We start from the raw sequence: 12,788 nt of genomic DNA, 5'->3' as shown, positions 1-12,788 counted from the left end.
TGAGGCGGCATCCACCTGCCGCCACGGTCGAATCTAGCGCGGGCGCGTGAAACCGCCTGATCAAATTTTGACCAGGGCAGCGCCATACTCCGGGCAGACAACGCGCAGCTGATGTCGTCAGTTGGTCACGGCGCGGCCGGCGACCGGAAGCTGCTTGGGGCGTGGTTTGACCGTCCTGCCGTTCAGGATCCGGCCGATGATGGTGTTCCGCACCAGCAGGTGATAGCTCGCCAGCATGAGAGGAAGCGCGATCAGCAGAATGAGCGCGAACTTGACCGGCCATGGCCAATCGAGCTGCGAGACCAAAAGCTGCAGCGCCATCACGATGGGCATGTGGATGATGTAGAGCCAATAGGAGGCATCGGCGAGATAGCGCCGCGTATGGCTGAAGCCGGCCAGGAAGCGTAGCGCCAGGCCGATCGCGGCGAAGGTCGTGGTCCAGATCGCCAGCGCGTAGGCGATCGCGCCCGCGAGTCTGAGCGTGGCGAGATCGACCGGAGCACTCCAGACGCGGGTTGAGACCTGCATCACCGAGAACGCCAGCATGAAGCTGAGCGCGATCAGGATCGCGGCAGCGAGCGTGTTGGACAGCCAGCGTTGCTCCATGAGCCGCAGCAGCGCGATCTGCCGATGCAGCAGCCAGCCGACAGCTAAGGCACTGCCGAATCCGATCCAGGCCTGGCTGGGGGTGATCAGCGACTGGTCGGGCGTGCGCACGCCGATGAAGCCGATCCAGGTCGGATCGAGGCTGAGCGCGATCAGGATCGGCAATGCCAGAATCGCGGGCGCGAGCCGGCTGTGCATGATCAGCGCGAACAGGCGGTCCAGCACCGCGCGCAGCCGTCCGTCGGCGTCGACCGCGAGCACGATCCACCGCAACAGCAGGGCCGCGGCGTAGAGCTCGATCAGCATGTAAAGAAACCACAGATGCGTCAGCGGAAAGCGCGGCAGCACCGGCGGCCAGCCGCCCATGCCCGGCGTCGGCCCGCCGTTGGGAAAGTGGCTGGCCCACACCACCAGAGCGGCCATCGGCATCATCACGAGCGGCCAGGCGACCACCAGCGGCAGCGCGATCCGCAGCAGGCGGTCCTTGACGAAGCCCGCCGCCCCGCGGCGGTGCAGGCTCATGCGGGCGAAGAAGCCGGCCATCAGGAAGAAGGTCGTCATCCGGAAGATGTGGATGACGAAGGTGACGACGCCGAGAACGGCACTCGTATGGGTGTCTTCGATGAACCAGAACCGGTGCGGGCCGAGCGGCAGGAACGACGTCGCCGCGTGCAGCACGATGCCGAGCAGCAGCGCATAGGCCCTGACCGCATCGAGCGCATGCAGCCGTTCGGAGGAGGGGGAGATGACGTTGGTCATGGCGTTCTCAGGGAAAGAGGGACGGGGCCATTTCTGCGCCCGCGCGCCATGTCGCGTTGGCCGCATCCCGGATTCGGCCAGCCGAATTCTTCAATCACCTTGCCGAATTCTCAAAATCGGGTGGTGCCTCCGCGCCTCCTGCCAGCGCCTGGCGGCGGAATTCCGTCGGCGTCATGCCGGTCGCCATCTTGAAAGCGCGGTTGAACGGCCCGATCGACTGGAAGCCGGCGTCGATCGCGATGGTCAGCACCGGCACCTCGCGCTGGCTCGGATCTGCGAGTGCGGCCTTGGCGTCGTCGAGCCGGTAGCGGTTCAGGAAGGCGTTGAAGTTGCGATAGCCGAGGCCTTCGTTGATTGCCTGCCGCAGCCGATATTCCGGCACGTTGAGCGTGGCCGCGAGGCCTCCAATCGAGAGACCCTCCCTGCGATAGATGCGCTCCACCGTCATGAGCTGGTCGAGCCGGCGCAGCAGCAGCGGCGCCACGGCAGGGCGTTCGCCGGCGGTGATGTGCGCTCCCTGCGGCTCATCGGCGCCTGCAGCAGCCAGCATGGCGGGGCTCGGCAGCGCCGCCGCCGCGTTCGCTCCGAACAGAGTCCAGCTGGCGAGCATCGCAAGCGTGCACAGCGTCAGCGCGCTGATGAAGCTGCCGAGCCCGCCCGTATTGGCCGCGAGGCCAAGCACCTGTCCGGGGATCGGCAGCAGCGCCGGCCCGGCGACGAGGATGATGAAACTGAGGTTCAGGACCAGCACGGCCATGCGCAGCCGCCGCCGCCGCGCGATCAGGTCGTCGCGCCAGGTGGTCACGGTCTGCATCAGCGCGAGCAGAGAAAACGCGACCGCCACCACGGACAGGCCCTTGGCGCAGATCTTGGTGACCACAGGCCACATCGGCCAGCTCAGGGACGCCGTGAAGCCGAGGATAATCACGGCAAGCCAGACCGCGCCGTGCCACGGCTTCAGCGCAAAGTCGTCATCGAAGGCGGCGCGCGCCCACAGCCAGAACACGACCGGTTGCGCCGAGAGGATCGGCAGGGTCCACCAGAAGGTCGAGACCGGAATGAAAGGTGCAGTGGCGACGGCGAAACCGGCGCCACCCGCGGACATCGCAAGGCCGAGCACGGCCTGGCAATTGCCCGGACGCAGCCTGATCAACACGAGGACCATCATCGTGAACAGTCCACTCGCCGCGCCGCGCAGTCCGAGATCGAACGCCGTGAGACCGATGTCTTCCACCTTTGCAGGCCCCGTCATCACTGCTGTGCATATTGCATCCTGTGCGTGTCCCCGACAATCCCGCCCGGCTCATGCAGCGTGAACAGGCCCAGCGCATCGCGCACGTCCCGCAACGTTGCCTCCGTGACGCCACGCGCTTGCGCGGTGCCGCGCCTGATGACATCGAGAACATGACCCGGATCGCGCGCCAATAGATTTCGCCGCGCGCGGATCGGCGCCAGGATGGCCTGCAGCACCTCGTCCAGCCGCTCCTTGACGACGCTGTCACCCAGGCCGCCGCGGATATAGCGGGCCTTCAGGTTTGCGACCGCCGCCGGATCGTCGTCGAACGCATCGAGATAGGTGAAGACAACATTGCCTTCGATGCGACCGGGGTCCGAGGCCCTGACATGGTTGGGATCGGTGAACATGCGCCGGACGGCGTCGCGGATCTGGTCCGGCGCGGCGGAGAGCGGAATCGTGTTGCCCTGCGATTTGCTCATCTTGGCTTTGCCGTCGATGCCGGGCAGACGTCCGACGCGTGGTATCAGCGCGCGGGCCTCCGGCAGCACATCGCGCCCGGCCTGACGGTTGATGCGGCGGACGATCTCATTGGTCTGCTCGATCAGCGGCGCTTGATCCTCTCCCACCGGCACGATGGTCGCTTTGAACGCGGTGATGTCGGCGGCCTGCGCGACGGGATAGCAGAGAAAGCCGGCCGGAATGTCGCGGCCGAAACCGCGTGCCTGGATTTCGTCCTTGATGGTCGGGTTGCGCTCCAGCCGCGCCACTGTGACGAAGTTCATGTAGAGCAGAGTCAGATCGGCGAGCGCGGGCAGATGCGACTGGAGACAGATCGTCGTGAGGTCCGGCTCGATCCCGACGGCGAGATAGTCGGTCGCGATCTCCAAAATGTTCCGGCTCACCTTGGCCGGATCATGGGCGTTGTCCGTCAGCGCCTGCGCATCGGCGAGCAGCAGGAATTGCCGATGCGTGGATTGCAATGCCACGCGATTCTTCAGTGATCCGACATAATGGCCGAGATGCAGCGGGCCGGTGGTTCGGTCACCGGTGAGGATAACCGGACGTTCTGCGCATGTGGGCATGGTGGTTCTCCAGGGAATGAGAACCGTCGTTCGATCGGACGTCGATGCTGGTGCGCGATGCTGGTGAGGATGCAGACCACGTCGCAGGCCGATGAACGGCGGCGACGGGCGATGAATGACGAGGCCGTGCCGCTCCTAGATGGAGCGCCACCAGATGCAGGCAGGGATGAGCACGGCTCGGGTCATGATCTTCCTATCGGCGAAGCGCCGCGACAAAGCAAGGCGCGTGTGACGATGGAACTCAGACGGTCGATGCTCACGTGCCGGCCCGGTCGTTCGCCACCAGTCCCGTCACCATCGCCTTCACCATCGCCGCGATCTGCTGGCGCAGCAGCGCCAGCGGCACGGCGATCAGCTTCTGCTCGAGACCGAGCGCGACCATGCCGTGGACCGCCGAAAACAGACTGCGCGCGATCACGCTGATGTCGTCGAACGAGCGCTGCGGAAACAATGCCGCCAGCGGCTGGTGGATGTGACGGAACAGATGCATCTGATCGGCGATGGCCCAGTCCGGCAGCGGCTTGTCGGGCGCCATGCGATGTTCGAACAACGCGCGCCAGAGCTCGAGATTGTGGGCGGCGAAGTCGCAATAGGCCACCGCGATCCGCTCCAGCGCCGCCTCGGGGCCGGGCGGGCCGGCGCTCTCGGCGGCCGACAGCTCGGCATCGAGCCGTGCCAAGGTGCGGGAGCCAACCATCAGCACCAGCTCGTCGACATCGGCAACGAGGTTGTAGACGGCGCCGTTGGCGACACCGATCTCCTGGGCGAGATCGCGCGTCTTGAGGCCCGCCAGCCCCCTCGTCTTGATCATCCGCTCGGCCGACTCGATCAGGGCCTCGCGCTGTTTCGCACGTCTTTCCAGGGTTTTAGACATTGTTTACCAAAATCTTGAGCGATGCTCAAAATAATCCTTGAGCAGCGCTCAGGTTTGCGTTAGAAGAAATCACATGAGCGATGCTCATAACAGGGAGCTGACAATGTTCAAGACCGTTCTGACGCTGTTTCGGGGCACCGTCGCCGTCGCGGAGGAGGAGCTGCAGGACCGGACCGCGCTGGTGATCCTGGATCAGCAGATGCGCGATGCGGCCGCGGCCGTCGAGCGCAGCAAGCGCGCGCTGGCGCTCGCCATCGCGCAGGACCAGCAGGAGGGCAGGCGGCTGGAGGCCACCTTGGCCCGGATCACCGATCTCGAAGTGCGCGCCACCGCCGCGCTGGACGGCGGCCGCGAGGATCTGGCGCGGGAGGCCGCGCAGGCGATCGCAGGGCTCGAGGCCGAGCGCGATGCCGCCAAGACCGCGCGGGCGCTGTTCGCCACCGAGATCAGCCGGCTGAAGAAACACGTCGCCGGTGCTGAAGCCCGCATCGCCGAGCTCGATCGCGGCCGCCGCATCGCCCGCGCTTCGGAGGCCGTGCGCAACCTGCGTCGCGGCGGCATCGAGGCGGCGCGTCCCTACGAATGCACGCTGCCGGAAGCGGAGGCGACCTTGAAGCGGCTGCGCGAGCGGCAGATGGAGGCGCAGGCCGCCGACGAGGCGCTGATGGAGCTCGACGCGGCCACAGGCCCGATCACCACGGCCGAGAAGCTCGCCGAGCAGGGATTCGGCCCGCGCATCAAGACCACCGCCGACGACGTGCTGGCGCGGCTGAAGGCCGGCCGCAACGTCCCGGCAAACTGATGTCCTTGAACGACCCATCTTAACGCATCCATCCAACTCATGTCACAGGAGCCGATCATGAACCAGAACGCCCAGCCCCACAGCGGTGCCTTCGTCACCTTCTCCTACGTCTCGTTCGCTGCCTCCGCCTTCCTCGTAGCGATCGGCGTGTTCTTCATGCCGATCGATCTCTGGATGAAGGGCTATCTGACGATGGGCATCGTCATGCTGGTGCAGACCTGCGTCACCCTGACCAAGACGCTGCGCGACCGCCACGAGAGCAGCAAGCTCGTCAACCGCATCGAGGACGCCCGCGCCGAGCGCCTGCTGATGGAGGTGTCGAAGGCGGCGTGAGCCGTGACCTCTTCGCCTTTCGTCGCGTGGAAGGAGAGGTCCGTGGTGAAGGAGAGGCCGGTGCGCGGAGCGCCCCTCACCCCACCCCTCTCCCCGTGAAGAACGGGGAGAGGGAGCAGACCGTCCCTGCGGCGCTGGCCTCGACTCCATCACGCGGACACCCGGATAAAGATCGTAGATAGTCCTCCGCAACGAAGCCCGTATCATCGATCTTGTTGACGTCTGCCTGTGGCGAACTCGCGCGTTGCGGCGAGCCCGGCTGCGCTCCCTCTCCCCGTTCTTACGGGGAGAGGGGTGGGGTGAGGGGCAGCCACACGGGCAGACCTTGCTACCATGACGAACACCAGCGAGCTTAGAACGCGTGTCCTTTTTTGCAATCGAGCCCGTCGGCGCGAGGGGGATGCGCATCTTGCCATCGTTCAAGCGGCGTTTACCGTGCTGACAGCATGGCCGCTCGGCGTGATCGCGCATTAACGCCCGCGGCGCATATGACGCGAAGGGCAGGCAAGGCTCCGGCGAGCCATTTGCGTTGACGCCAGGCGGATGAGGGGGAATGAACATCGTCGCAGGCGCAAGGCGCATTCGTGACAATATCGGCTTCTGGATCACCGCGCTGGGCCAGGAGGCGATGGACCTGTCGCTGCGCACCCACGCGGATCTGCGCACGCGGATCGTCGAGAGTCCGGGCGCGACCTTGGACGATGCGGCGCTGGCCGCCCTCGTCGCCGATCTCCGCGCCATCGCCGGCAAGACGCTGCCCGCCGGCGATCTCACCTACGGCATTTTCTCCGGCCAGCGCGAGGCGCTCGCGCGCGCCATCATCACGCTCGTCTCCGACGCCTCGACCGGCCGGCCGATCGCCTTCAACGCGCTGGCGGTGATGCAGGTCGCGCGCGACGGCGAGACGCAGGAGGTCATTCATCTCGGGCTGGTGATGGTCGATCCCGACGCGCGCGGCAAGGGACTGTCCGGCGTGCTCTACGGCCTGACCACGCTGCTGCTGTTCATACGCGACGGCCTGCGGCCGAAATGGATCTCCAACGTCACGCAGGTGCCGGCGGTGGCCGGCATGGTGTGCGAGACCTTCTCCGACGTCTATCCCTCGCCGCAGCCGCAGGCGCGCGCGAGCTTCGCGCATCTCGAACTCGCGCGCGGCATCATGGCTGCGCATCGCGCGGTGTTCGGCGTCGGCCGCGAGGCCGGTTTCGACGAGACCCGCTTCGTCATTACCGATGCCTATACCGGCGGCTCGGATGCGCTGAAGAAGACCTATGACGAGGCGCCGAAGCATCGCGACGACGTCTACAACGGCTTCTGCGCGCGCGAGCTGGACTACGCCAGGGGCGACGACCTGCTGCAGCTCGGCCGCATCGATCTCGCCGCCGCCCGCCGCTATCTGCTGCGCGCAATTCCCTCGGGCTCGCTGCCGGCGCTGCTGGCAACCTCGGCCGTGCTGGCGCTGCAGCGGATGATCCTGCCGCTGCTGCATTGGCTCGATGACACAAGGCCGTTCGGCACCTTGCGCCCGCGCGTTCCGTCGAGCGAGGCCGGGCAATGATGCCGGGCGTCGTCGCCGACTCCGTCGTCAATCTCTGCGGCGCAATCGGCCTTGCCGTCGCCGCCGCGATGCTGCACCGGCGCGACCCCAGGGGGCCGCTGACCGCGCGGCTGGTCGCCTTGCTGGCGCTGGTCGCCACGCTGTTCCTGCTGCGCGGCCTCGCCTGGTGGACCGACAACGCCACGCTTGACCGCATCTCGCTGATCCCGGCGGCGTTGATCCCGCTCGGCGCGCTCGTCGTCACCGAGGGCCTGCTGCGCCGGCATGCGCATCGCGGACTGAAGATGGCGGCGCTGCTCGGCGGCGTCGTGCTCGCGCTGGCCGGAGCGCTCGGTCCGGTCGCGTTCGAGAACCACCATACGGCCGTGCTGTCGGCGTTTCAGCTCGCGGGCTTTGCGATCTGCGCCTGGCTGCTGCTCCGCCGCGACCGCGGCAACCTGCTTGCCTGGGAGAACCGCGCCATCGATCGCGTCGCCTCCGGCGCGCTGATCGTCATTCCCTTCATCGTCACCGATTTCCGCGTGCTCGCGCCGGACATGCCGGTGCGGCTCGGCGCGCTCGGCGCGCTGCTTGCGGTCACCGCGATCCTGATCGCGGGCGCCAGCGCCGAGGCGCAGCGCCAGGGCCTGTGGCTGACCTTGCTGCGACTCTCAGGCGCGGCCGTGCTCGGCGCCGCCGCAGCCGCGTTGTCGCCTGACGTCGATGTTGCGCAACTGACGCGCTTCTGCGCGGTGGCGATCGCGGGCGTGCTGACGATCGGCCTGTTGGGAGATGCGTTGCGCGCGATGCTCGAAGCGCGGCAGCCCGGCGTGCTCGATTCGATCGGCGCCGCCACCGCGGCGACGCGCGATGAGCTGATCGCCGAGCTCACCCGCCAGCCGATCTTCGAGAGCGCGCGACGCTATCGCGAGCCGGAGCTCGTCGCCTACGATCCGCCGCTGCTGCGCGACTTTTTCGCCTCCCGCCGCGTGCTGCGGCGGGCCGACGCTCCATGGGGCCTGGCAGCGAGCGACCCTTCCGTCGAGCGCATGGTCGCGCTGATGACGGCGCGGCATGCGACGCATGTGATCGTGCTGTCGCATCAGCCGGTCGATCTCATCGTGCTCGCGGTCTCCGTGATCGCGGCCGATCCGGCCACCGAAACCGCGCTCGCACTGGTCAGGCGCCTGCTGGTGCAGGCGCCCGAGGCGGCTACGCCCACATGTGATGATGGGCGTGCTGATGCTGCGACATGTCCACCTGGGGCAGGTCGATGACGGGCGCCTCCGCGACGGTCGTCGCGGCGCCGTGTGAGGACGCGGCCGCCGGCAGCATGATCACGTTCGCGGCCGGCTGGGCCATGATCTCCGCGAGCACGGCGGCCGCGCCGGCGTTGCCGCCGCCGGTCGTCGCCAGCACCTGCGCGACGGTGGTGCCGTTGACGTCATAGGCGCCGCCATTCACCGGGATGTTGTTGCCGCCGACGTCGGCCGCGTTCTGGTGCATCTGGTCGGCGGCGGCCGCCACCAGCGCCTTGTTGCCGGTCTGGAAGCCTTCGAGAATCTTCGCGATCTCGGCGCCGAGCGTGCTCTGGTCGCCGAGCAGCTCGTTGTCGAAGCGGGCCTGGAAGATGCCGCCCTGCGCCGCATCGAAATCGGTGACGTCCTTCTTGAACGTCATCAGGTCGGCGGTGACCTTGGCGATCGCGGCGGCGTCGCCGGCATTGACGGCTGCAATCGCGGCCTTGCCCAGCGCGTTCGACTGCGCGATGAACATGGCCCAGAAATCGGTCTGCGCCTGGTTGTCCTGATAGGCCGGCGTCGGATTGAGGAAGTCGCCGAACTGGGTCCAGCCGTTGAGGCCGTTCTGCTGCGCCATGTTGGCGAGGTTGGTGTCGCCGGCGACGATGTCGATGATGTCGAGGAAGTCGTCGTTCAGCGCCCGGCCGATGTCGACATTGCCCGCCGCGCCGTTGATATGGGTGTTGACCAGCGCGAGCTGATCGATGATCGCGAGCGCGTGGACGCCGGTGAGTCCGCCGAACTGCAGCGGGTTGGCCGCGACCAGCGCGTTGAGGCCGGCGATCAGCGCGTCGACATCGTTCTGGATGAGTTCGACATTGCTGTCGTTGACCCCGCCGAGCAGCCGGTTGGCGGCATCGTTGAAGATCAGCCCGAGCTCGGCCAGCGTGCCCTTCGGCGCGGTCGCAGCCGTGACGCCGTCCGGCAGAAGCTGCGGCACCTGCAGGAAGCCGGTGGCGCCGTCGGCATTGGTGGTCTTGCCGGCGAGCGTCGGATCGTTGTTGACGACGTTGAGAACGTCGAGATGCGCGTTGCGCAGCGCGGTCTCTGCGGCGGCGATGCTGCCGAACGCGCCGCCGCCGGTCACCGAGGCCATCGCGGCATCCTGCGCGATCGTGATGTCGGCGAGGATCTTGTTGACGCTGGCGAGCGCCTGGCCGTTGAACTGGCCGGCCGCGACCATCGCCTTCAGCCCGTCCTGAATCACGGTGAGGTCGCCGGTGTAGTTGTAGACGCTGCCCAGCCCCTGGCCGCCTTCCTCGACGACGTTGCGCCACAGCCCGCCTTCGAGGAAGCGCGTCGCGTCGTTGAAGACGATGCCGAGGTCGGCAAAGCCGAGTGCCGGCGTCGGCGGCGTGGGTGTGGGCGGAGTCGGTGTCGGCGGAGTCGGAGTGGGAGGCGTGGGGCACGGCGGCGGCGCCGGCTGGCAATGATGATTGTGATGATGGTGGTGGTGATGGTTGTGATGATGATGATCGTGGTGACTGTCGTGATGGTGACGGTGATGGCGCGTCATGTCCGATGGTCTCCCCAATGCTGCGCACCCCCCAACGCGTCGGGCGGCGCGCGATTTGCTGCGGCTGACGCGGGTGCGGTGATGGCGACGATCTGACGCCTGCTTCGTGGCGGCTTCGCGCAGGGATTGTGGAATGCGCCTGCGTCAGATTGTCGTGTCGCGCGAATGCGGCAGCTGCGGCGTCTCATCGCTTGACGGCGGATGTCTCGCTGCCGCGTGGACGAGCGGTCGGGCGCGGTGCCCGCCGCGATTCAGCGAGTTGCGGACACATTCGACGCCGTGATTCGCGCGATGATGGCGGTGCGGGAAGCCGATTGCGACGATCCGACGCGCCGGGAACCGGCACGGCGCCGTGTGGTCACGACGCGCCGCTGCCGCGGCGTGACCGGATCATGGCGATGTCTTAACGAACGTCGCAAAGGCGTCGGCATAGTCCGCATGCCAGCGTGACAGCGGCGGCCGGTTCTCGACGATGTCGCCGGCCGCCCACAGGATCCGCCGCTCGTCGAGCGCGCGGGTGACGTCGTTGTCGGGACACAGCACGTAGAAATCGCCCGCGGACACGCGTTCCAGCATGAAGTCGACGGTCTGCTCCGGCGTCCACGCGCCGGCCGGCTTCTCGACCCGGCCATTGGCGGTGAGCGGCGTGAACACGAAGCCGGGAATGAACAGATGCGCCGTGACCTGGCAGTCCGGCGTGTTGCGCAATTCGTGCTGCAGCGCCTCGGTGAACGCCTTCACGCCGGCCTTGGAGACGTTGTAGGCGGGATCGCCGGGCGGCGTGGTGATGCCCTGCTTGGAGCCGGTGTTGATGATGAGTGCGGGCTTGCCTTGCGCGATCATGTTGGGCGCGAACATTTGCGAGCCGTGGATGATGCCCCACAGGTTGACGCCGAGAATGCGCTGCCAATTGTCCTCCGGCCCGAACATCTTGCTGCCCGGCTGGATGCCCGCATTGTTCATCAGCACGTCGACGCGGCCGAAGCGCGCGCGCACCGCCGCCTCCAGCGCGGCCACGCTGTCGCGGCTGCTCACATCTGTCTTGGCGGTCATCACCGCGGCCTCGCCGCGCGACGCGGCGGCGCCGACCTTGGCGGCCGCCTCGTGCAGCCGGGCCTCGTCGACATCGGCGATGCAGACGTTCAGGCCGCGCTCGGCGAAGCGGATGGCGGCGGCGAGGCCGATGCCGGAGGCGCCTCCGGTGACGACGGCGGTGTGATCGGCTGACAGAGCAGGGTGGGGCACGGCGTATATCTCCGGCTGGACGAGAAAACATCTGTCTATGACGTCTGGACGCGGCCGCAAGATCATCCGGTTCGCGGCATGACAGGTCTTCGCGGCTGCAGCGCGCGCGATGGCCAGCAGTTGCAGGGCGCCCGCTTTCGGCATTCCGCTTTCAGCATGGAGGGTCTGCTCGTGCGGAGGTCGCACCAACATTGCCACCGTCATGTTTTGCGAACAAGATGATCCCAATCGACAATCACAACGACATCCAAAATGACGATCCTGGGGGAGAAATGCTGCCTGCGCTGTTTTCGCCGCTGACCATCGGTCCGTATCATCTCAAGCATCGCGTCGTGATGGCGCCGCTCACGCGCATGCGCGCCGCCAGGGAGACGCTCGCGCCGCGTCCGCTCAACGTCGAATATTATGCGCAGCGCGCCACTCCGGGCGGCCTGATCATCGCCGAAGCCTCGCCGGTGCTGCCGACCGGCACCGGCAGTCCGAACGTGCCGGGCATCTACAGCGATGCGCAGATCGCCGGCTGGAAGCAGGTCGTCGACGCCGTCCATGCCAAGGGCGGGATCATCTTCCTGCAGCTCTGGCATGTCGGCCGCGTGTCGCATTCCTCGTTCCAGCCGGGCGGCGCGCTGCCGGTGGCGCCGTCAGCGATCGCGATCGGCGATGATCTCAAGGCGATGACGGCGGAAGGGAAGGGCGCCGCCTATGAGACGCCGCGCGCGCTGGAAACCGATGAGATCCCCGCGCTCGTCGCCGCCTATGGCCAGGCCGCGCGCAACGCGATGGCGGCCGGATTCGACGGCGTCGAGGTGCACGGCGCGAACGGCTATCTGATCGAGCAGTTCCTGCAGACCCGGAGCAACCAGCGCACCGACCGCTATGGCGGCTCCATCGAGAACCGCTGCCGCTTCCTGCTCGAAGTGACTGAAGCCGTGATCGCGGCCTGCGGCGCCGACAAGGTCGGCGTGCGGCTGTCGCCCTATGGCATCGCCAACGGCTCCGGCGAGGCCGAGCCGATGCCGCTGTACACGCACGCGATCGAGGCGCTCAACAAGCTCGGCATCGCCTATCTGCACCTGATCGAGCCGCGCTCCTCCGGCGCCGGCCGCGCCGACGTCAACTGGCAGAACGTGCCGTCGGCGATTGCCCTGTTCCGTCCGATCTGGAAGGGCGTGCTGATCGGCGCCGGCGGCTTCACCGGCGAGCCGGCGGAGGCCGCCGTTGCCGGCGGCCAGGCCGACGCCATCGCCTTCGGCCGCTACTTCATCAGTAATCCGGACCTGCCGGCCCGCCTGCAGCACGGCTGGCCGCTGACGCCGTACAACCGCCCGACCTTCTATGGCGGTGAGGAGAAGGGCTACACGGATTATCCGGCGTATGATGCGACGGTGAACGCGTAGCGCCCGCGCTCTCTCCACCGTCATTGCGAGGAGCGAAGCGACGAAGCAATCCAGAGTCGCGCGCGCCGCCCCTGGATTGCTTCGCTCCGCTCGCAATGA

11 protein-coding genes are annotated in these 12,788 nt (G+C 67.3%); 5 read left to right on the top strand and 6 right to left on the bottom strand.

All coding sequences use genetic code 11. The features are described 5' to 3' along the window. Positions 1 to 117 precede the first annotated feature (117 nt). The 4 genes from ACQR0Z_RS26680 to ACQR0Z_RS26665 form a co-directional block, all read right to left on the bottom strand. Positions 118 to 1,365, bottom strand: coding sequence for an acyltransferase family protein (locus ACQR0Z_RS26680; RefSeq protein ID WP_434861521.1), 1,248 nt, complete (start codon positions 1,363 to 1,365; stop codon positions 118 to 120). A 94-nt stretch (positions 1,366 to 1,459) separates the two neighbouring features. After that, positions 1,460 to 2,617, bottom strand: coding sequence for a helix-turn-helix domain-containing protein (locus ACQR0Z_RS26675; protein ID WP_434920611.1), 1,158 nt, complete (start codon positions 2,615 to 2,617; stop codon positions 1,460 to 1,462). Beyond that, complete coding sequence (gene trpS, locus ACQR0Z_RS26670) at positions 2,617 to 3,684, bottom strand: tryptophan--tRNA ligase (RefSeq protein WP_434920610.1); 1,068 nt, start codon at positions 3,682 to 3,684, stop codon at positions 2,617 to 2,619. Before trpS ends, ACQR0Z_RS26675 begins: the two co-directional genes overlap by 1 nt. 256 nt (positions 3,685 to 3,940) lie before the next feature. Further along, positions 3,941 to 4,558, bottom strand: a complete 618-nt coding sequence (locus ACQR0Z_RS26665; RefSeq protein WP_434920609.1) for a TetR/AcrR family transcriptional regulator — start codon at positions 4,556 to 4,558, stop codon at positions 3,941 to 3,943. A gap of 103 nt (positions 4,559 to 4,661) precedes the next feature. On the opposite strand from ACQR0Z_RS26665, the gene ACQR0Z_RS26660 reads away from it, so the two are divergent. From ACQR0Z_RS26660 to ACQR0Z_RS26645, 4 genes are all read left to right on the top strand, one after another. Then, positions 4,662 to 5,360, top strand: coding sequence for a PspA/IM30 family protein (locus tag ACQR0Z_RS26660; protein WP_434879332.1), 699 nt, complete (start codon positions 4,662 to 4,664; stop codon positions 5,358 to 5,360). Between the two features lie 57 nt (positions 5,361 to 5,417). Continuing rightward, the gene (locus ACQR0Z_RS26655) at positions 5,418 to 5,693 is read left to right on the top strand and encodes a YiaA/YiaB family inner membrane protein (protein ID WP_009029394.1); all 276 of its coding nucleotides are present in this window, start codon (positions 5,418 to 5,420) and stop codon (positions 5,691 to 5,693) included. Between the two features lie 553 nt (positions 5,694 to 6,246). Then, a complete protein-coding gene (locus ACQR0Z_RS26650; protein ID WP_434920608.1) occupies positions 6,247 to 7,251 on the top strand; it encodes a hypothetical protein in 1,005 nt (334 codons plus the stop codon). Continuing rightward, positions 7,251 to 8,507, top strand: a complete 1,257-nt coding sequence (locus tag ACQR0Z_RS26645; RefSeq protein WP_434920825.1) for a hypothetical protein — start codon at positions 7,251 to 7,253, stop codon at positions 8,505 to 8,507. The genes ACQR0Z_RS26650 and ACQR0Z_RS26645 overlap by 1 nt, the downstream gene beginning before the upstream one ends. On the opposite strand, the gene ACQR0Z_RS26640 is transcribed toward ACQR0Z_RS26645, so the two are convergent. Further along, complete coding sequence (locus ACQR0Z_RS26640; RefSeq protein ID WP_434920607.1) at positions 8,443 to 10,047, bottom strand: hypothetical protein; 1,605 nt, start codon at positions 10,045 to 10,047, stop codon at positions 8,443 to 8,445. The genes ACQR0Z_RS26645 and ACQR0Z_RS26640 overlap by 65 nt on opposite strands. 390 nt (positions 10,048 to 10,437) lie before the next feature. After that, on the bottom strand, positions 10,438 to 11,292 hold the full coding sequence (locus tag ACQR0Z_RS26635) for an SDR family NAD(P)-dependent oxidoreductase (protein ID WP_434920606.1): 855 nt from the start codon (positions 11,290 to 11,292) through the stop codon (positions 10,438 to 10,440). Between the two features lie 272 nt (positions 11,293 to 11,564). Here ACQR0Z_RS26635 and ACQR0Z_RS26630 point away from each other — a divergent pair, with 272 nt between their 5' ends. Next, on the top strand, positions 11,565 to 12,689 hold the full coding sequence (locus ACQR0Z_RS26630) for an alkene reductase (RefSeq protein WP_434920605.1): 1,125 nt from the start codon (positions 11,565 to 11,567) through the stop codon (positions 12,687 to 12,689). Positions 12,690 to 12,788: the final 99 nt, after the last annotated feature.

Origin of the sequence: Bradyrhizobium sp. HKCCYLS3077, assembly GCF_051167555.1 — a bacterium.
GTDB lineage: Bacteria > Pseudomonadota > Alphaproteobacteria > Rhizobiales > Xanthobacteraceae > Bradyrhizobium.
This window is presented reverse-complemented; position numbering and strand designations above follow the sequence as displayed.